The following is a 14,499-nucleotide window of genomic DNA, read 5'->3' on the forward strand; positions in this document are numbered from 1 at the left end:
GGCGGCCGGCCTGTCGGCCCCCGGCGTTCCTCAGCCCCTCTGCGCAAGGAGGTCTCCACGGATGACCAGTACGGTCCCCGCCACCACGACCCGGACGGCCGAGGAGTCCGGCCTCCAGGCGGTACTGCTCGACATGGACGGCACCCTGGTGGACACCGAGGGCTTCTGGTGGGACGTGGAGCGGGAGGTCTTCGCGGCCCTGGGCCACACCCTTCAGGAGTCCTGGCGTGAGGTGGTCGTGGGCGGGCCCATGAGCCGCAGCGCCGGGTTCCTGATCGAGGCCACCGGCGCCGACATCGCGCTCGAGGAGCTCTCCGTCCTGCTCAACCAGGGCTTCGAGGCGCGTATCGAGGAGCACCTGCCGCTGATGCCGGGCGCCGCCCGCCTGCTCGCCGAACTCCACGCCCACGACGTCCCCACCGCGCTCGTCTCCGCCTCGCACCGCCGGGTCATCGACCGGGTGCTCACCGCCCTGGGGGCCCACCACTTCCGCCTCACCGTGGCCGGTGACGAGGTCCCGCGCACCAAGCCGCACCCGGACCCCTACCTGCTCGCCGCGACCGGTCTCGGCGCCGACCCGGCCCGCTGCGCGGTCGTCGAGGACACCGCCACCGGTGTCGCCGCCGCCGAGGCGGCCGGCTGCCGGGTGGTCGTGGTGCCGTCCGTCGCCCCGCTGCGGCCGGGGCCCGGCCGCACCGTCGTGAAGTCGCTGGAAGAGGTCGACCTGCGTTTCCTGCGGTCGCTGATCCCCACTCATGAGGGCGTCCGGGGTATCCGGGGCGTCCTGGGCACGGAATAGGCGCATCGCGTACACCATTCGTTCACCCCGCTTCGGCGGGGCACTTACCCACCGTGTTTCCGGGAATACGAGAAAGGCGCACCGCCTCTCGATCACGGAGATAGCCGGGCCTGATTCCGGGTTTCTTTTCCGCCGATCAATCCTGTGACCTTCGCCACGTCGGAGGGGGTCGGTGGCGCCCGTGTTCCGTCGTGGAGCCCCCGTCGGTCCTTCCGGCGGGGGTTCTTTGTGCCCGGTTTGGGGAAATGCCGCACGAATCCTTCCGCGGCGGCGTTGCCGCTGCGTCCGCGGCCGGTTCCGAAGCGTGACGGCAAATCAGTTGCGGTCCGTTCCGGGCGTCCGGGCGGCGGCGGCTAATGTCGGCCGCGAGAAACATCCTTCGCGCCCGCGACCCGACGCGCACCACCCTCGTCCCGCCGGGTACGCGGAAATCGACAGCCTGGAGACGTCCGAGCATGAACCGCAAGACTCTGGCGCTGCCGGCCGTGATCGGCCTGGTGGCTCCCCTGATCGCCGCCTGCGGCGGATCCGACGGCGGTTCGGACGACACCTCGCTCAAGGTGGGCACCACCGACCGGATCTCCGCCTCGGCCGAGGCCCCCGCCCCGCTCGACCCCGCGTACGCGTACGACGTCGGGAGCTGGAACATCCTCCGGCAGTCGCTGCAGACCCTCCTGGTCCAGCCCCGCGGCGGCGGCGACCCGCAGCCCGAGGCGGCCGAGCACTGCGCGTTCACCGACACGGGCAACGAGCGGTACTCCTGCACCCTCCGCAAGGACCTGAAGTTCGCCGACGGGGACCCCGTCACCGCGGACGACGTGAAGTACTCGGTCGAGCGGGTCCTGCGCATCGACTCGGAGAGCAGCGTCGCCGGTCTGCTCTCCACCGTGGACACGGTGGAGACCCGTGGCGACCGCGAGGTGGTCTTCCACCTGAACTCCGCCGACGCGACCTTCCCGTACAAGCTCTCCACCCCGGTCGCCGCCATCGTCGACCCGGACGAGTACCCCGAGGACCGGCTCCTCGACGGCTTCTCGGTGCACGGCTCGGGTCCGTACACCATGGAGGCCCAGGTCGAGGACGGCACCCTGGCGAAGGCCGTCTTCACCAGGAACCCGGATTACCACGGCTCGTTGGACGTCCGCAACGCGCGGGCCGAGCTGGTGGCCTTCGAGTCCGCCGAGGCGATGGGCACGGCCATAGCCGGGGGCGACATCGACGTGATGTCGCGGACGCTGACACCCGACCAGGTCAACGAGCTGGACGCCGAGCCCGACGACGGCATCGAGGTGGTCGAGATGTCCGGTCTGGACATCCGCTACCTCGCCTTCGACACCGACGCCCCCGCCGTGCAGAACAAGGCGGTCCGCCAGGCGATCGCGCAGGTCGTCGACCGCAACGAGCTGGTCGCCCGGGTGTACGGCGCCCAGTCCGAGCCGCTCTACTCGCTCGTCCCGGCCTCCCTGCCCGGGCACTCCAACGCCTTCCTGAACAAGTACGGTGAGCCGAGCGCCGCCAAGGCGGCCAAGATCCTCGACGAGGCCGGCATCAGCACCCCGGTCCCGCTCGACCTGCACTTCACGCTCGACCACTACGGCTCCGCCACCGCGGAGGAGTTCGACGTGCTGGCCGACCAGCTCAACGCCAGCGGGCTGTTCACGGTGGGCGACCCCAAGGGCGCGCCGTGGAAGGAGTTCCGCCCGGCGTCCCTGAAGGGCAAGTACGAGGTCTGGGGCATGGGCTGGTTCCCCGACTTCCCGGACGCCGACAACTACCTGGCGCCGTTCCTCGACAAGAAGAACTTCCTCGGGTCCCCCTACGCCAACAGCAAGGTGCAGCAGATTCTGATCCCCCGTTCGCGGCGCGAGCCCGACCGGATGGACGCGGCGCCGAGCCTGACCGAGGTGCAGGACATCGTCGCCGAGGACGTACCGGTGCTGCCGCTGTGGCAGGGCAAGCAGTACATCGCCGCCCGCGACGACGTCACGGGCACCGCCTACGCGCTCAACTCCTCCTCCACGCTTCAGCTCTGGGAGCTGGGCAAGGGCGTCGGCTCCGAGTGACCCCCCACCCGCCGGTCCCGTCCCGCGGGCCGGTGGGGACACCCCCCACATCGCAGCCGGACTCGGCCGAGTCCGGTCTCCGTATCCAACGCACGACAAGGCTCATCACGTGAAGAGACATCATCGGTGGCCGGTTCTGCCCGCGCTCGCCGCCCTGTCCGCGGGTCTGCTCGCCGGCTGCGGCACGGGTGAGGAGGCGGGCGACAACGCCGACTCCACGGTCGTCGTCGGCATGACCGACGACGTGCTCGCCACCGACCCGGCCTCCGGCTACGACCCGGGTTCCTGGCTGCTGTTCAACAACGTCTTCCAGTCGCTGCTCTCCTTCCCCCGGGGCGGGATCGAGCCGAAGCCGGAGGCCGCGGAGGAGTGTCACTTCACCGACGGGCAGACCCAGGTCTTCGAGTGCACGCTCCGCGACGGCCTGGAGTTCAGCAACGGCGACCCGTTCACGTCCGAGGACGTGAAGTTCACCTTCGACCGGATGCTCAAGATCAACGACCCGTCCGGCCCGGCCGTCATGTTCGCCTCGCTCGACAAGATCGAGACGCCGGACGAGAAGACCGTCGTCTTCAAGCTGAAGTTCCCGGACGCGACCTTCCCCAGCAAGATCGCCTCGGGCGCCGGCTCGATCGTCCCGCGGGGCGAGTACCCGGCCGACAAGCTGCGTGAGGACGGCGAGGCCGTCGGCTCCGGTCCCTACCAGCTCGACTCGTTCGACGAGGAGAAGGCCGTCTTCTCCCTCAACACCGGCTACAAGGGCACCGCCGAGACGCGCAACGCGGGCGTCACCCTCCAGCTCTTCCGCGGCGACCGCGCCGCCCTCAAGACCGCGCTGACCGAGGGCGAGGTGGACGTGGCCTACCGAGGCCTGGCCGCCAGCGACATCGCCGACATCGAGGAGAACAGCACCGGCGACGAGGAGATATCGGTCCTCGAAGGCAACAGCGCCGAGGTCCAGCACCTGGTCTTCAACGTCAAGGACCCGGTCGTCGGCAACCCCGGCGTCCGCAAGGCCATCGCGTACCTGCTGGACCGCGAGGCCCTGATCGACAAGGTCTACGAGCAGACCGCCACGCCGCTGTACTCGATCGTCCCCGCGGGCATCACCGGCCACAACACGGCCTTCTTCGACACCTACGGCGGCAAGCCGTCCAAGACCGCCGCGGCGCAGGCGCTGACCGAGGCGGGCGTCACCGACAAGGTGAAGCTGACCCTGTGGTCCACCCCGGACCGCTACGGCCCGTCCACGGACGACGAGTTCGAGGCGATCGCCGAGCAGCTCAACTCCAGCGGGCTGTTCGACGCCCAGGTGAAGTCGGTGAAGTTCGACCAGTACGAGAAGGACATCGCCGACGGCAAGTACGGCGTCTACGTCAAGGGCTGGGTGCCGGACTACCCGGACCCGGAGAACTTCACCGGTCCGTTCTTCGGCGAGGGCAACGTCCTCGGCAACAACTACGAGAACGAGACCATCACCGAGGACCTCGTCCCCGCCACCGCCGCTCAGCGGGAACGTTCCGCCACGGCCAACGACTACGGCCAGCTCCAGGACATCGTGGCCGAGGAGCTGCCGATCCTGCCGGTCTGGCAGGCCAAGCAGTACGCGGTCGTCCGTGACGGCGTGTACGGCCTCGAGAAGTGCCTGGACGCCTCGACGGTGTTCCGCTTCTGGGAGATCAGCAAGAGCGGCTGACCCGGTTCGTGACGGCGGCGCCCCCACCCGGGATCCCGGGTGGGGGCGCCGCCGTCACGCGTGGCGCGCGGGCCCACCGGCCGCGCCCGCCCGGGATCACTGGCCGCCGGGACGCACCAGACCGCTCTCGTACGCGTACACCGCCGCCTGCACCCGGTCGCGCAGCCCCAGCTTGGTCAGCACGTGCCCGACGTGGGTCTTCACCGTCGTCTCGCCCACGAACAGGTCCGCCGCGATCTCCGCGTTGGACAGGCCGCGCGCGACCAGCTTCAGCACCTCGACCTCACGCTCGGTCAGCGTGCGCAGCGCGTCCGGCACCGTCTCCTCGCCCGACGGCAGGTGGGTGGCGTACTTGTCCAGCAGCCGCCGGGTGATGCTCGGCGCCAGCATCGCCTCACCGGCGCCCACCACGCGGATCGCCTGCACCAGCTCGTGCGCCGGGGCGTCCTTCAGCAGGAAGCCGCTGGCACCCGCGCGCAGCGCCTCCACGACGTACTCGTCCAGGTCGAAGGTGGTCAGCACCAGCACCTTGGCCGGGCCGTCGCGCTCCGGACCGGTGATGCGGCGGGTCGCCTCCACCCCGTCCATCCGCGGCATCCGGATGTCCATCAGGACCACGTCCGGCTGCATCGTCCGGACCTGGTCCACGGCCTGGCGGCCGTCGCCGGCCTCGCCGACGACGGCGATGTCCTGCTCGGCCTCCAGGATCATCCGGAAGCCGGTGCGCAGCAGAGGCTGGTCGTCCACCAGCAGGACGCGGATCGCCACGTGACATCTCCCTCGGTCTCCGGCCGGCGACGCAACCCCCGGCGGCCGGCCCGGTTCATTCTGCCGTGCGCGGCGCCGGCGTGGGCAGGGTGACCGGCAGCGGGTACGGCGGGGGTGTGCCGCCGAACTCCGGGCAGCGGTCCTGATGATCGCACCAGTCGCAGAGCCGGCCGCGGCGGGGACGCCACTCGCCGGTCGCCGTGGCCAGGGTGATCGCCTCCCACAGGGCGAGCAGTCTGCGCTCCACCCGCTGGAGGTCGGCGGGGACCGGGTCGTACGTCACCACGTCGCCGCTGCCCAGGTACACCAGCTGGAGGCGGCGCGGCAGCACCCGCTTCAGCCGCCACACCACCAGGGCGTAGAACTTCATCTGGAACAGGGCCTCCTCCGCGTACTGCGGGCGGGGGGCCTTGCCGGTTTTGTAGTCCACGATCCGGACCTCGCCGGTGGGAGCCACGTCGACCCGGTCGATGATCCCGCGCAGCCGCAGGCCCGACTCCAGCTCCGTCTCCACCGTGAACTCCCGCTCCACGGGCTCCAGGCGGGTCGGGTCCTCCAGCGTGAACCAGCGCTCCACCAGCCCCTCGGCCTCCTCCAGCCAGCGGGCCAGACGGGTGCCGTCGGGGTCGTCGGCGAACAGCTCCATCACCTCGGGACGGCTCTCGCGCAGGCGCTCCCACTGGCCGGGCAGCAGGTCACGGGCGCGGGGCGCGGTCCGCTCGGCGGCGGGGACGTCGAAGAGGCGCTCCAGCACCGCGTGCACCAGCGTGCCGCGGGTGGCGGCCGCGCTGGGCTTCTCGGGCAGGCGGTCGATCACCCGGAAGCGGTAGAGCAGCGGGCACCGCATGAAGTCCGCGGCACGCGAGGGAGACAGCGACCTCGGCGGAGCGGCGGCGGGCGCGACCGGGGACGGGGCGTCCGCCGGGTTCGCGGCGTCCGCCGGGGTCGCCGCCTCCGCCGGGGGCGGCGCGGCCGTCGCGGCTTGCGGTGCCGCGGTCGGGGCGGCGGGGCTGGTCTCCATGCCATCAGACCTTACGGCCCGGCGCCGACAGCCGGGGACCGTACCGGACATGGGCACGGTCACAGCGGGAAAGGCTCAGGGGGGTGCCAAGGCGTGCGATGCGGGTTCCGCCGCATAACATCGGACTCGAGCCGAATCCACCGCACGCGGGCGCGTGGAGGGCGAACGCATTCGGACGAGGGGACAACCGGCGTGGAGCAGAGCGGCGCGAGCGAGGACCCGCGACCCGAGGACGACGTCCCGCCGCCCGCCTCCTCCGACGACCCCGCCGCCCAGGACGGGACCCGGTCCCCTGAGCCGCCGGAACGATCCGACACCGCCGCGGACGGGGCCGGTGCCGCGCCCGGCGCCGGAGCCACGCCGCCCGGCGACCCGGGACGGCCCGCCGCGGGGGGCGGGGCTTCCGGCGAGGACGCGCAGCCCGATCCGCCGGAGCCGGAGCCGGAGCCGGCTCCGGATGCCGATCGGCCCGGTGGCGCCGGGGCCGGTCCGGAGGGCGCTGCCGCCGCGGACGACGATTCTGCCGCGCGGGGCGGGGAGGACGCTCCGCGTGCGGGGTCGGCCCCCGGTGCCGGCGAGGCCGGGACGGATCCGGCCGCGTCGGACCGGCCAGGGACGGACCCGGCCGGGTCCGGCGGTGGCGCGTCGGCGGAGGGTCCGAAGGCGGAGGGTCCGAAGGAGGAAGTTCCTCAGCCAGAGGGTCCCGAGGCGCAGGGTCCGAAGCCGGAAGGTCCGAAGCTGGAAGGTCCGAAGCCGCAGGGTCCGAAGCCGGAAGGACTCGAGCCGGAGGGCCCGAAGAGGGAAGGCCCCGAGGCGGCGGGTCCCGAGGCGGCAGGCCCCGCGGCGCAGGGCCCCGGATCGGGGCATGCCGAGGGGCGCGGCGAGGCCGGGGAACGCGCCGGTGGTGCGGGGGAGGAGCCGGTGCGGGGGCCCGGGGAGACCCCGTCGGGGCGCGCGCTCGCCGGCGGGCACGGGCCCGTCAGGACACGGGACACGCAGGACGAGGACCGGGAGAAGGAACCCCGCAGCGGGCTCCTGATGGGACGCCCCTTCGGGGTCCCCGTCTACGTCTCGCCCAGCTTCTTCCTGGTCGCCGCCCTGATCACCTGGGTCTTCGGCGACCGGCTCGAGCCGATCCTCCCCGACCTCGGCGCCGCCCGCTACCTGGTCTCCCTCTCCTTCGCCCTGGCCCTCTACGCCTCCGTGCTGGTCCACGAACTGGCCCACACCGTCGCCGCCCTCCGCTTCAAGCTGCCGGTGCGCCGCATCCAGCTCCAGTTCTTCGGCGGCTTCTCGGACATCGGCAAGGAGTCCGAGACCCCCGGCCGCGAGTTCGTGCTGGCCTTCGTGGGCCCGCTCCTCTCCCTCGTCCTGGCCGGCGTCTTCTACCTGACCCTCTTCGCCGTGGAGCCCGGCACCGTGCCGGGCGTGCTGCTGGGCGGCCTGATGATCTCCAACCTGATCGTCGCCGCCTTCAACCTGCTCCCCGGCCTCCCCCTGGACGGCGGCCGGATGCTCCGCGCCGTGGTCTGGAAGATCACCGGCAGGCCCATGAGCGGCACCGTCGCGGCCGCCTGGGCCGGACGGGCGCTGGCCGTCGCCGTCCTGATCGGCTTCCCGCTGCTCACCCGCTCCGGCGCCGTCGGCGAGGCCCAGACCGACGGCATGGACACGGTCCTGGACGCGCTGCTCGCCGCCATCGTCGCCGCGATCATGTGGACCGGCGCGGGCAACAGCCTCCGCATGGCCCGGCTGCGCGAGCACCTGCCCGACCTGCGCGCCCGCACCCTCACCCGTCGTGCCGTCCCCGTGCAGCCGGACACCCCCGTCTCCGAGGCGCTGCGCCGCGCCAACGCGGCCGGCGCCCGCGCCCTCGTCGTGGTGGACGCCTCGGGCCTGCCGATCTCCCTGGTCCGCGAGACCGGCATCGCCGGCGTGCCCGAGCACCGCCGTCCCTGGGTCGCGGTGAGCACCCTGGCGACCGGCCTCACCGAGGGCATGCGGGTCTCCGCCGAGCTGGAGGGCGAGGACCTGCTGGAGGCCCTGCGGGCCACCCCCGCCACGGAGTACCTGGTGGTCGAGGAGACCGGCGCGATCTACGGCGTCCTCTCCGCCGCCGACGTCGAGCACGCCTTCGTCAAGGCCATGACCCGTTCCCACTGAGCATCCCACCGGGCCCGCCAGGTCGGGACACCCCCCGCGGACCGGTAGGCTGGTCACATGTCCGAACCGACCGGTGCCGCCCGCAGGCGCGGGCCCTTCAAGGTCGGGGACCAGGTTCAGCTGACCGACCCCAAGGGCCGCCACTACACGTTCACGCTGGAAGCGGGAAAGAACTTCCACACCCACAAGGGTTCCTTCCCGCACGACGAGCTGATCGGCGCCCCCGAGGGCAGCGTTGTCCGCACCACGGGGAACGTCGCCTATCTGGCGCTGCGCCCCCTGCTCCCCGACTACGTCCTGTCCATGCCCCGCGGCGCCGCCGTGGTCTACCCCAAGGACGCGGGGCAGATCCTCGCCTTCGCCGACATCTTCCCCGGCGCGCGCGTCGTGGAGGCCGGCGTCGGCTCCGGATCGCTCAGCTCCTTCCTGCTGCGCGCCATCGGCGACCAGGGCATGCTGCACTCCTACGAGCGCCGCGAGGACTTCGCCGAGATCGCGAAGCAGAACGTGGAGCGCTACTTCGGCGGTGAGCACCCCGCCTGGCAGCTCACCGTGGGCGACCTCCAGGACAACCTGAGCGACACCGAGGTCGACCGGGTCATCCTCGACATGCTCGCTCCCTGGGAGTGCCTGGAGGCGGTCTCCAAGGCCCTCGTGCCCGGCGGCATCCTCTGCTGCTACGTGGCCACCACCACGCAGCTCGCCCGCACCGTCGAGTCCATCCGCGAGATGGGCTGCTTCAACGAGCCGACGGCCTGGGAGTCGATGATCCGCAACTGGCACATCGAGGGCCTCGCGGTCCGTCCGGACCACCGGATGATCGGCCACACCGGCTTCCTGCTCACCGCCCGCCGCCTCGCGGACGGCGTCGAGCCGCCCATGCGCCGCCGCCGCCCCGCCAAGGGCGCCTACGGCGAGGACTACGCCGGCCCCAACGCCGACGGCGGTTCCCGCTAGCCCCGGCAGCACCACACAGCCCCGCCCGGCGTGCGCACCCCGTGCGCACGCCCCGCAACTCCCCGGCGCACCGGCCGGGTTGCCGCGCACCGCACGGCAACCAGGCCGGTGCGCCTCGCTGTTGGCGGGCCTCCTCCTCGCCGTGGCCCGCGTCCTCCCCGCCGTGGACGCAGGGCTGTCGGCGTGCCGTGTCCGCCCCGTGGACGGCCTGCGCACACCGCCACCCCGCGGTTCCCGGGCACTGTGACGTGTGGCACGATGCTGAGCATCCCACCGGCACCGTCCCTCCACGGGAGACACCCACTCGTGCAGCACTCCGACGTCCCGGAACTGGCACTCCCGCACGCCTTCCCCCGCCCCGTCCACTGGCTCGCGACGGCCACCGCGATCGCCTGTGTGGTGGCCCTCTCCTCCCTGGTGCAGCCCGGCCACGCCACGGCGGTGCAGCCGAAGGACGGCAAGGCCGCGACGGCCGCCCCCGCCGAACGCCCGGCGCCGGACCCGGCCGCCGTGAGCTTCCCCCTCGACTGCGGCGACATCGCCGAGCCGGTGGTCGCCCGGCAGGCCGCGGGCGACCTCGACGGGGACGGCAGCCCCGAGACGGTCGCCGCCGTGCACTGCGACAGCGCCATGGGAACGCCCCCCGACGCCGTGTACGTCCTCACCCGTGCGGGGGACACCGGCACGGCGCGTCTGGTCGCCACCCTGGTGGAACCGGAGGAACGCCACACCGTCACCGGCCTGGCGGTGCGCGACGGGCAGGTCGAGGCCACGGTGCTCGGTTACTCCTCGGCGAAGGTGCCCAGTTGCTGCCCGGACGTGGAGGAGGACGTCAACTGGCGCTGGGCCGACGGCGCGTTCCACCGCGGCTCGCCGGACGACACCGAACAGGTCTGAGGGCCGCACCGCCTGCCGCCCGGTCACGGCCGTTGATGTTCACTGCTTTCGATCCACGATCCTTGGGTATCTCCCTGGCAGTGAGGGAGAGCGCAAGGGTGAAGATCGGACACCTTCCGACGGTCTTTGTGATCTAGGGTTTCAATCGACACCCGCCCAGGTAGGGTCTGGAAGCGTCCAGCTCCCCTTGGAGGAGGTGAGGACCGTGGCAGCCCACGACGACGACATGAACCGCGGCATCCGCCCGGGTCGAGGGTCCGAGGACCCGGCCGGGCAGATCGCCTACCTTGAGCAGGAGATCGCCGTCCTGCGACGCAAGCTCGCCGACTCTCCGCGGCACACGAGGCTTCTCGAAGAGCGGATCGTCGAGCTGCAGACCAATCTGGCCGGCGTGTCCGCGCAGAACGAGCGGCTCGCCGGCACGCTCCGGGAGGCCCGCGACCAGATCGTGGCCCTCAAGGAGGAGGTCGACCGGCTCGCCCAGCCGCCGGCCGGTTTCGGCGTGTTCCTCGCGGCGAACGAGGACGCGACGGCCGACATCTTCACCGGCGGCCGCAAGCTCCGGGTGAACGTCAGCCCCAGCATCGACCTCGACGAGCTCCGGCGCGGCCAGGAGGTGATGCTCAACGAGGCGCTCAACGTGGTCGCCGCCATGGAGTTCGAGCGCGTCGGCGAGATCGTCACCCTCAAGGAGATCCTGGAGGACGGCGAGCGCGCCCTGGTGGTCGGGCACACCGACGAGGAGAAGGTGGTCCGGCTCGCCGAACCGCTGCTCGACGTCGTCATCCGGGCCGGCGACGCCCTGCTGCTCGAACCCCGCTCCGGGTACGTCTACGAGGTCGTGCCCAAGAGCGAGGTCGAGGAGCTGGTCCTCGAAGAGGTCCCCGACATCGGGTACGACCAGATCGGCGGTCTCGGCGGCCAGATCGAGGCCATCCGGGACGCGGTCGAGCTCCCCTATCTCTACCCCGACCTCTTCAAGGAGCACGAGCTGCGCCCGCCCAAGGGCGTCCTGCTCTACGGCCCGCCCGGATGCGGCAAGACGCTCATCGCCAAGGCCGTGGCGAACTCGCTGGCCAAGAAGGTCGCCGAGGTCACCGGTCAGGCCGCGGGGAAGAGCTTCTTCCTCAACATCAAGGGCCCCGAGCTCCTGAACAAGTACGTCGGCGAGACCGAGCGGCAGATCCGCCTGGTCTTCCAGCGGGCCCGTGAGAAGGCCAGCGAGGGCACGCCCGTCATCGTCTTCTTCGACGAGATGGAGTCCCTCTTCCGCACCCGCGGCTCGGGCGTCAGCTCGGACGTCGAGAACACCATCGTCCCCCAGCTCCTCGCCGAGATCGACGGCGTCGAGGGGCTGCAGAACGTGGTCGTGATCGGCGCCTCCAACCGCGAGGACATGATCGACCCGGCGATCCTGCGGCCGGGCCGGCTCGATGTGAAGATCAAGATCGAGCGTCCGGACGCCGAGGCGGCCAAGGACATCTTCGGGAAGTACCTCACCGAGCGCCTGCCGCTCCACGGGGACGACACGGCCGAGCACGGCGGCGACAAGTCCGCCACCGTCCAGGCCATGATCCAGTCCGCGGTGGAGCACATGTACGCGGAGTCCGAGGAGAACCGCTTCCTGGAGGTCACCTACGCCAACGGCGACAAGGAGGTCCTGTACTTCAAGGACTTCAACTCCGGTGCCATGATCGAGAACATCGTGGGCCGCGCCAAGAAGATGGCGATCAAGGACTTCCTCGACCACGAGCAGAAGGGTCTGCGGGTCTCCCACCTCCTCCAGGCGTGTGTGGACGAGTTCAAGGAGAACGAGGACCTGCCCAACACGACCAACCCGGACGACTGGGCCCGGATCTCCGGCAAGAAGGGCGAGCGGATCGTGTACATCCGGACCCTGATCACCGGGAAGCAGGGCTCGGACACCGGACGGTCCATCGACACGGTGGCCAACACCGGTCAGTACCTGTAACGAGAAGGGGGCGGCCGCGGATGCCCTTCGGGGCGACCGCGGCCGCCTTCTCCCGCTCCGCCCGGCAGGAACGACCGGGTGCCGCGGGAGGGGCAAAGAGACTAATGATCTCCCCGTCGGCGCAAAGGCGTTCTAGGCTCGTCGGTACCGCCGCTCCGTCGCCGCGGGCAGACCGAAGGGGCACCGCACCCGCGCCGGAGCACGGGTGGTACTTGAGGGCCGCCCCCGACCGAGGGCGCCGCCGGGCAAGGAGGGCCGCATGACCGTACGGCGAGTGATGGGGATCGAGACGGAGTACGGGATCTCCGTCCCCGGCCACCCCAACGCCAATGCCATGCTCACCTCGTCCCAGATCGTCAACGCCTACGCGGCGGCGATGCACCGGGCCCGCCGGGCCCGCTGGGACTTCGAGGAGGAGAACCCGCTGCGGGACGCGCGCGGTTTCGACCTGGCGCGGGAGGTCGCCGACTCCAGCCAGCTCACGGACGAGGACATCGGCCTCGCCAACGTGATCCTGACCAACGGCGCGCGTCTCTACGTGGACCACGCCCATCCCGAGTACAGCGCCCCCGAGGTCACCAATCCGCGGGACGCGGTGCTGTGGGACAAGGCGGGCGAGCGGATCATGGCCGAGGCCGCCGAGCGGGCGGCCCAGCTGCCCGGCGCGCAGCCCATCCACCTCTACAAGAACAACACCGACAACAAGGGCGCCTCCTACGGGACGCACGAGAACTACCTGATGAAGCGGGAGACCGCCTTCTCGGACATCGTGCGCCACCTGACGCCCTTCTTCGTCTCCCGCCAGGTCTTCGCGGGCGCCGGCCGGGTCGGCATCGGCCAGGACGGCAACGAGCACGGCTTCCAGCTGAGCCAGCGGGCGGACTACTTCGAGGTCGAGGTGGGCCTCGAGACGACTCTGAAGCGGCCCATCATCAACACCCGCGACGAGCCCCACGCGGACGCGGAGAAGTACCGCCGCCTGCACGTGATCATCGGCGACGCGAACCTCTCCGAGATCTCGACCTATCTCAAGCTCGGCACCACCTCCCTGGTGCTCTCCATGATCGAGGACGGTTTCATCGCCGTCGACCTGGCCGTCGACCAGCCGGTGCGCACCCTGCACCAGGTCTCGCACGACCCGACGCTCAAGCGTCTGGTCGTGCTGCGCAGCGGCCGCAAGCTCACCGCGGTGCAGCTCCAGATGGAGTACTACGAGCTGGCCCGCAAGTACGTCGAGGAGCGCTTCGGGGCCGACGCCGACGACCAGACCAAGGACGTCCTGTCCCGCTGGGAGGATGTTCTCGGCCGGCTGGAGAGCGACCCGATGAGCCTGGCCGGCGAGCTGGACTGGGTGGCCAAGCGGGAGCTCATGGAGGGCTACCGCCGCCGGGACACCCTGGACTGGGACGCCCCCCGGCTCCACCTGGTCGACCTGCAGTACGCCGACGTGCGGCCCGACAAGGGCCTCTACAACCGTCTGGCGGCCCGCGGGCGGATGAAGCGGCTGCTCGACGAGCAGGACGTCCTCAAGGCCGTCACGCAGCCCCCTGAGGACACCCGGGCCTACTTCCGGGGCAGGTGCCTGGAGCAGTACGCGGACGACGTGGCCGCGGCGTCCTGGGACTCGGTGATCTTCGACCTGCCCGGCCGTGACTCTCTGCAACGTGTGCCCACCCTGGAGCCGCTGCGCGGCACCCGGGCGCACGTCAAGGAGCTCCTCGACCGGTGCCGGACGGCGGAGGAGCTGGTCAAGGTGCTGAGCGGGAACCGCTGAGCGATCTTCCACCCCGGGATCGGGGTGGGATTGGTCCCGAAGGGGAATCATCGGGATGGTTTCTCCGTGTGAGGGAACTGTGGGGTCGATGTCGGACCCTGCTAGTAGGGTCTGATCAAGAACGTCGAACCGAGCGGGGTGAGGGTTATGGCGACCAAGGACACCGACGGCGGACAGCAGAAGGCCACGCGGTCGACCGAGGAGGTCGACGAGCAGGCGCAGGACGCGCAGGCGAGCGAGGACCTGAAGGAACGGCAGGAGGCGCTCAGCGACGACGTCGACTCCGTCCTGGACGAGATCGACGACGTGCTCGAATCCAACGCCGAGGAATTCGTGCGGTCATTCGTTCAGAAGGGCGGCCAGTAGGCCCTGCGGGCCTTCGAAGCGAA

The 14,499-nt window shown here is 71.2% G+C and carries 10 protein-coding genes and 1 pseudogene; 9 read left to right on the forward strand and 2 right to left on the reverse strand.

The genetic code is table 11. The features are described 5' to 3' along the window. The first annotated feature begins 61 nt into the window (after positions 1-61). From GBN72_RS27785 to GBN72_RS27795, 3 genes are all read left to right on the forward strand, one after another. The gene (locus GBN72_RS27785) at positions 62-799 is read left to right on the forward strand and encodes an HAD family hydrolase (RefSeq protein WP_151774698.1); all 738 of its coding nucleotides are present in this window, start codon (positions 62-64) and stop codon (positions 797-799) included. Positions 800-1,254: 455 nt separating this feature from the next. After that, on the forward strand, positions 1,255-2,862 hold the full coding sequence (locus tag GBN72_RS27790) for an ABC transporter substrate-binding protein (RefSeq protein ID WP_151774699.1): 1,608 nt from the start codon (positions 1,255-1,257) through the stop codon (positions 2,860-2,862). A gap of 109 nt (positions 2,863-2,971) precedes the next feature. After that, positions 2,972-4,558: an ABC transporter substrate-binding protein gene (locus GBN72_RS27795; protein ID WP_151774700.1), complete on the forward strand. Its 1,587-nt coding sequence runs from the start codon at positions 2,972-2,974 to the stop codon at positions 4,556-4,558. 96 nt (positions 4,559-4,654) lie between these two features. On the opposite strand, the gene GBN72_RS27800 is transcribed toward GBN72_RS27795, so the two are convergent. Continuing rightward, the gene (locus GBN72_RS27800) at positions 4,655-5,326 is read right to left on the reverse strand and encodes a response regulator (protein WP_151774701.1); all 672 of its coding nucleotides are present in this window, start codon (positions 5,324-5,326) and stop codon (positions 4,655-4,657) included. A gap of 55 nt (positions 5,327-5,381) precedes the next feature. Further along, on the reverse strand, positions 5,382-6,347 hold the full coding sequence (locus GBN72_RS27805; RefSeq protein ID WP_151774702.1) for a RecB family exonuclease: 966 nt from the start codon (positions 6,345-6,347) through the stop codon (positions 5,382-5,384). A 1,008-nt stretch (positions 6,348-7,355) separates the two neighbouring features. Between GBN72_RS27805 and GBN72_RS36215 the strand changes: the two are divergent. From GBN72_RS36215 to GBN72_RS27835, 6 genes and pseudogenes are all read left to right on the forward strand, one after another. After that, positions 7,356-8,510, forward strand: a pseudogene (locus tag GBN72_RS36215) (site-2 protease family protein); the annotation flags it as partial. A gap of 57 nt (positions 8,511-8,567) precedes the next feature. Continuing rightward, positions 8,568-9,467 (forward strand): tRNA (adenine-N1)-methyltransferase, encoded by a 900-nt coding sequence (locus GBN72_RS27815; protein ID WP_151774704.1) that lies wholly within the window; start codon positions 8,568-8,570, stop codon positions 9,465-9,467. Positions 9,468-9,773: 306 nt separating this feature from the next. Next, on the forward strand, positions 9,774-10,364 hold the full coding sequence (locus GBN72_RS27820) for a hypothetical protein (protein WP_151774705.1): 591 nt from the start codon (positions 9,774-9,776) through the stop codon (positions 10,362-10,364). A gap of 205 nt (positions 10,365-10,569) precedes the next feature. After that, a complete protein-coding gene (arc, locus tag GBN72_RS27825) occupies positions 10,570-12,336 on the forward strand; it encodes a proteasome ATPase (protein ID WP_151774706.1) in 1,767 nt (588 codons plus the stop codon). Between the two features lie 259 nt (positions 12,337-12,595). Continuing rightward, positions 12,596-14,110 (forward strand): depupylase/deamidase Dop, encoded by a 1,515-nt coding sequence (dop, locus tag GBN72_RS27830; protein ID WP_369695908.1) that lies wholly within the window; start codon positions 12,596-12,598, stop codon positions 14,108-14,110. A gap of 147 nt (positions 14,111-14,257) precedes the next feature. Continuing rightward, the gene (locus tag GBN72_RS27835) at positions 14,258-14,476 is read left to right on the forward strand and encodes a ubiquitin-like protein Pup (protein ID WP_151774707.1); all 219 of its coding nucleotides are present in this window, start codon (positions 14,258-14,260) and stop codon (positions 14,474-14,476) included. The last annotated feature ends 23 nt before the right edge of the window (positions 14,477-14,499 follow it).

It is taken from the genome of Streptomyces abyssomicinicus, from assembly GCF_008974245.1.
GTDB classification, from domain to species: Bacteria; Actinomycetota; Actinomycetes; order Streptomycetales; family Streptomycetaceae; genus Streptomyces; species Streptomyces abyssomicinicus.